This window comes from Faecalibacillus faecis, assembly GCF_003024675.1.
GTDB classification, from domain to species: domain Bacteria; phylum Bacillota_I; class Bacilli_A; order Erysipelotrichales; family Coprobacillaceae; genus Faecalibacillus; species Faecalibacillus faecis.
The window spans coordinates 1-4276 of the sequence record NZ_PYLP01000041.1; the positions used below are offsets into that span (position 1 = coordinate 1).

General features: G+C 32.0%; 3 protein-coding genes. 2 read left to right on the forward strand and 1 reads right to left on the reverse strand.

Annotation, left to right across the window (positions count from 1 at the left end; all coding sequences use genetic code 11):
- Together ilvC and C7U55_RS13285 are read left to right on the forward strand one after the other, a co-directional pair.
- Window positions 1-876, forward strand: an 876-nt coding sequence (gene ilvC / locus C7U55_RS13280; RefSeq protein ID WP_106987813.1) for a ketol-acid reductoisomerase, incomplete at its 5' end; no start/stop codon positions are given.
- Window positions 877-965: 89 nt separating this feature from the next.
- The gene (locus C7U55_RS13285) at window positions 966-3890 is read left to right on the forward strand and encodes an Ig-like domain-containing protein (RefSeq protein ID WP_106988950.1); all 2925 of its coding nucleotides are present in this window, start codon (window positions 966-968) and stop codon (window positions 3888-3890) included.
- A gap of 148 nt (window positions 3891-4038) precedes the next feature.
- Here C7U55_RS13285 and C7U55_RS13290 read toward each other — a convergent pair.
- Window positions 4039-4276, reverse strand: a 238-nt coding sequence (locus tag C7U55_RS13290) for a transposase domain-containing protein (protein WP_146139625.1), incomplete at its 5' end; no start/stop codon positions are given.

Consider the following 4276-nt stretch of genomic DNA (forward strand, 5'->3'; position numbering starts at 1 on the left):
TACGAAGGATCAAAATCATGGAAAAGAGCTGAAGAACAAGGATTTGAAGTGTATACTTCAGCAGAAGCTGCAAAAAGAGCAGATATCATCATGATTTTAATCAACGATGAATTACAAGCAAAACTTTATAAAGAATCAATTGAACCAAATCTAGAAGAAGGAAACATGCTCATGTTTGCTCATGGATTCAATATTCATTTCAATCAAATCATACCACCAAAAAATGTAGATGTAACAATGATTGCACCAAAAGCACCAGGACATACAGTAAGAAGTGAATACCAAGTAGGAAAAGGAACACCATGTCTTGTAGCCGTAGAACAAGACTACACAGGGAAAGCACAAGATATCGCTTTAGCATACTCACTAGCAATTGGAGGAGCAAGAGCAGGAGTACTAGAAACAACATTCAGAACAGAAACAGAAACAGACTTATTTGGAGAACAAGCAGTCTTATGTGGAGGAGTATGTGCCTTAATGCAAGCAGGATTTGAAACATTAGTAGAAGCAGGATATGATCCAAGAAATGCATACTTCGAATGTATTCATGAAATGAAATTAATTGTAGACTTAATCTATCAATCAGGATTTGAAGGAATGAGATATTCAATTTCAAATACAGCAGAATATGGAGATTATATTACAGGACCAAAGATCATAACAGAAGATACAAAGAAAGCAATGAAACAAATCTTAAAAGATATCCAAGATGGAACATTCGCAAAAGATTTCTTATTAGACATGTCTCAAGCAGGAGGACAAGCGCATTTCAAAGCAATGAGAAAATTAGCTGCAGAACATGAATCAGAAAAAGTCGGAAAAGAAATCAGAAAATTATATTCTTGGTCTGATGAAGATAAATTAATCAATAACTAATATTTTATTTAAGAAGGCAATTTGCCTTCTTTTTTTTACTCAAAATATAAAAAATATGATAAAATAAGCCTATATATGGGAGAAAATTTATGAAGAAAAGACTATTAAAATTTATTTTGGCATTATTTGTTTCAATTTCACCTATATTAACTATTACAAATGTTTTAGCTATAGATGAAAATTATGAACCAACAGTAATGCCATCAAGAGAATATGAACACATTGATACACCTATTACAAATTCAAATACTAGATCAAGAGCACGATCAAACTTACAAGCTAAATATAGCTCTGTAGATAATGGGTTCGTAACAGATGTAAAAAACCAAGGAAGTAATGGCAATTGTTGGGCTTATGCAGCGTGTAGCGTTGCTGAAAGTTACCTTATAAAACATGGTATGGCTTCAAAAAATATTGATTTATCAGAAGCACATCTTACATATTATATGTATAACAATACGGGAGATCCTTACAGTAATACAGATGGGGATAGAACTATTGTGACAAGTCCTAAAGGTTATGCTGGTGTTGGTGCAGATCCTCGTGCTGTTGAACTTGCTTTAAGCACTTTTGGTCTTGCTGAAGAAAGCGGATATCCAGAAAGCCTTTTAAATAATGGAATGTCTGGAACAAAAGCAGACCAATATAATACAAAATATTTACTTACAAATAGTAAATTAATTTGTTCAGATAATACACAAAATTATAAAGATCAAATTAAACAAGCAATTTTCGACAATGGTAGTGTCTTTGCAACTTATTATGATCAAGGTAATTATTATGGTAATAAGAATTCATACTATAATCCAGATAAGAAAAATATATTAAATCATGCTATTAGTATTGTAGGTTGGGATGATAACTTCGATAAAACAAATTTTAATAGCCAACCTACAGAGAATGGAGCATGGCTTATTAAAAATAGTTGGGGTCCTGGCTTTGGAGATAGTGGTTATTTTTGGATGTCTTATGAAGAAAGTTCATTAGGTTATGTTTATTCATTTGACTTTACAAAAAATGATCATTTAGGAATTTATCAATATGATGGGACTCAAAACCCATTATGTAGTGCATCTATAACATATACGAATATTGCAGATGTCTATAAAGTAACGAAAGATAAGGAGAATCTTACGGCAGTTTCAATTGGAAGTAAGAGTATAGGAGTGGCATATAAATTAAAGATTTATACTAATCTTCAAGATCCTAATAATCCAATAGCAGGAACACTAGCAATTGAACAAGAGGAAACGATTCAAAATGTGGGAATGAATTATGTTCAATTGAACAAAGAAATCTCATTACAAAATGGAACTTATTACGCAATTGTAATAGAACCTCGATATGGACAACAATTAAATATTTTTGCAGATCAAACAAATACAAATTTTTTAGATGTGCAATATCAATGTGACTATTCTAATGAATATTGCATGTTGAAAAATGGTAATAATTGGATCAAACAAGGAGAAGGAAATAATGCGTTAACTTATCGTATTAAAGGAATTACTAATAAATACACACTTAATAAAACATCGATGAATCTTGCAGTAGGCAATAGTGAACAACTTATTGCTAGTCGAAGTGGTGGAAGCTGGAGATCATCAAATACGGGTATTGCTACTGTTGATACAAATGGAAATGTAAAGGGTGTTGGTCAAGGAAAAACAACTATTACATATACAGTTAATGGCATTGAACTTCCTTGTGAGGTTGAGGTAACAGATAATAATCCAATTACTGATATAAAATTAAACAAAGAAATTCTATATTTAAATCAAGGTGGATATGAAACTTTAACAGAAACGATTTTACCTCAAAATGCAACAGGAGATCATACGGTGACATGGTCATCTGAAAATACAAATATTGCAAAAGTATCTCAAAGTGGTACGGTTTCGGCAGTTGGACCAGGGCAAACAAATATTGTTGTAAGAACAAGTAATGGCAAAGTGGCAAGATGTAAAGTTGTTATTCAAGCACCATTACAATCAATATCATTAAGCGAAAAAGACTTTACAATGAAAAAAGGTGAAGAAAAAACACTTACAGTTAGTTATAATCCATCAAATACAACAGATAATAAAAATATATCTTGGACTTCAAGTAATTCATCTGTGGTAAGTGTATTTAATGGAAAAATCAAAGCTAATAATCCTGGGTTTGCGACTATTAGTGCAAGATGTAATGGTAAAGTTGCTACAACAACAGTTGCGGTTATTTCACCAATGACGTCAATACAACTCGATAAAAGTACAGTAAGTATTAATCCAAATGATAGTACTAATTTAAATGTAAGTTATTCTCCATCAGATACAACAGATAATAAATCAGTTTCATGGTATTCTTCTGATTCAAGTATTGCTTCTGTTAACAATGGAAAAGTAGTTGGAATCAAACCAGGAATAGCAATGATTTATGCAGAATGCAATGGAAAGAAGACAAGTTGTGAAGTTAAGGTAAAAGGGAATGTCTCATTAAAAGGATTCACATGGCAAGTATACGATGATCGTATTCTTATTGGAACAGCCTATGGAGCTAATACTGATGTAAGGTTTACTTTTAAATCTTATAATTTAAGTACACATCAATGGGTAACATTAGGAGAAAATAAAACTTCTAACTGGCAAACATGGAATCCCCAAAAAGGAAACTATTGGATCTATGTAGAAGCAACAACACCAGATGGTTATACAACAAACCAAGTAATGTGTTTTGCGGTAGGTAAAAACTATGCTCCATATGTATCTTTAAATGGATTTACATGGCAAGTATTCTCAGATAGAATCAATATTGGAACAGCTTATAGTACAAATACAACAGGAGTAAGATTTACATTTAAATCTTATAACTTAGATACAAAGAAATGGACTGCTTTAAGTAATGAAAAAGCATCAAACTGGCAAACTTGGTATCCAAAAAAAGGAAACTATTGGATCTATGTAGAGGCTACATTACCAAATGGCTATAAAACAAATCAGGTAATGTGTTTTGCCGTTGGCAGAAATTATTAAAAAAAATCAGCTCACGTTAAAGTGAACTGATTTTTTTAATTGTAAACAACTACAGTTGTATTTCTTGGAATATTGTCATAGATCCATTGTAAGCGCCAAATAAAATAGTGTATTTAAAAAGGTCGATTGAATTGATACAATGATCAATTTAGTCGGCTTTTATTTCAAATTCTTCTTTTATCTCTTCACTCCATGGTAAGAACCAGTCCAGTCTTTCTGGATCTTCAACCAGATCTTGTTGAGGTAAATAATCCATGATGAATTCAATATAATCGTATGGATTAAGTTTATTGGATTTAGCTGTTTCAATCAGGCTGAATACTGCTGCACTTGCTTCAGCTCCTTTAGTAGAAGTTGAAAACAGCCAGTTCTTTCGGCCAACTGTA

Excerpts from the sequence above, each read along its gene's own strand:
- C7U55_RS13285 (WP_106988950.1), top strand. The coding sequence starts at position 966 with ATGAAGAAAAGACTATTAAAATTTATTTTGGCATTATTTGTTTCAATT.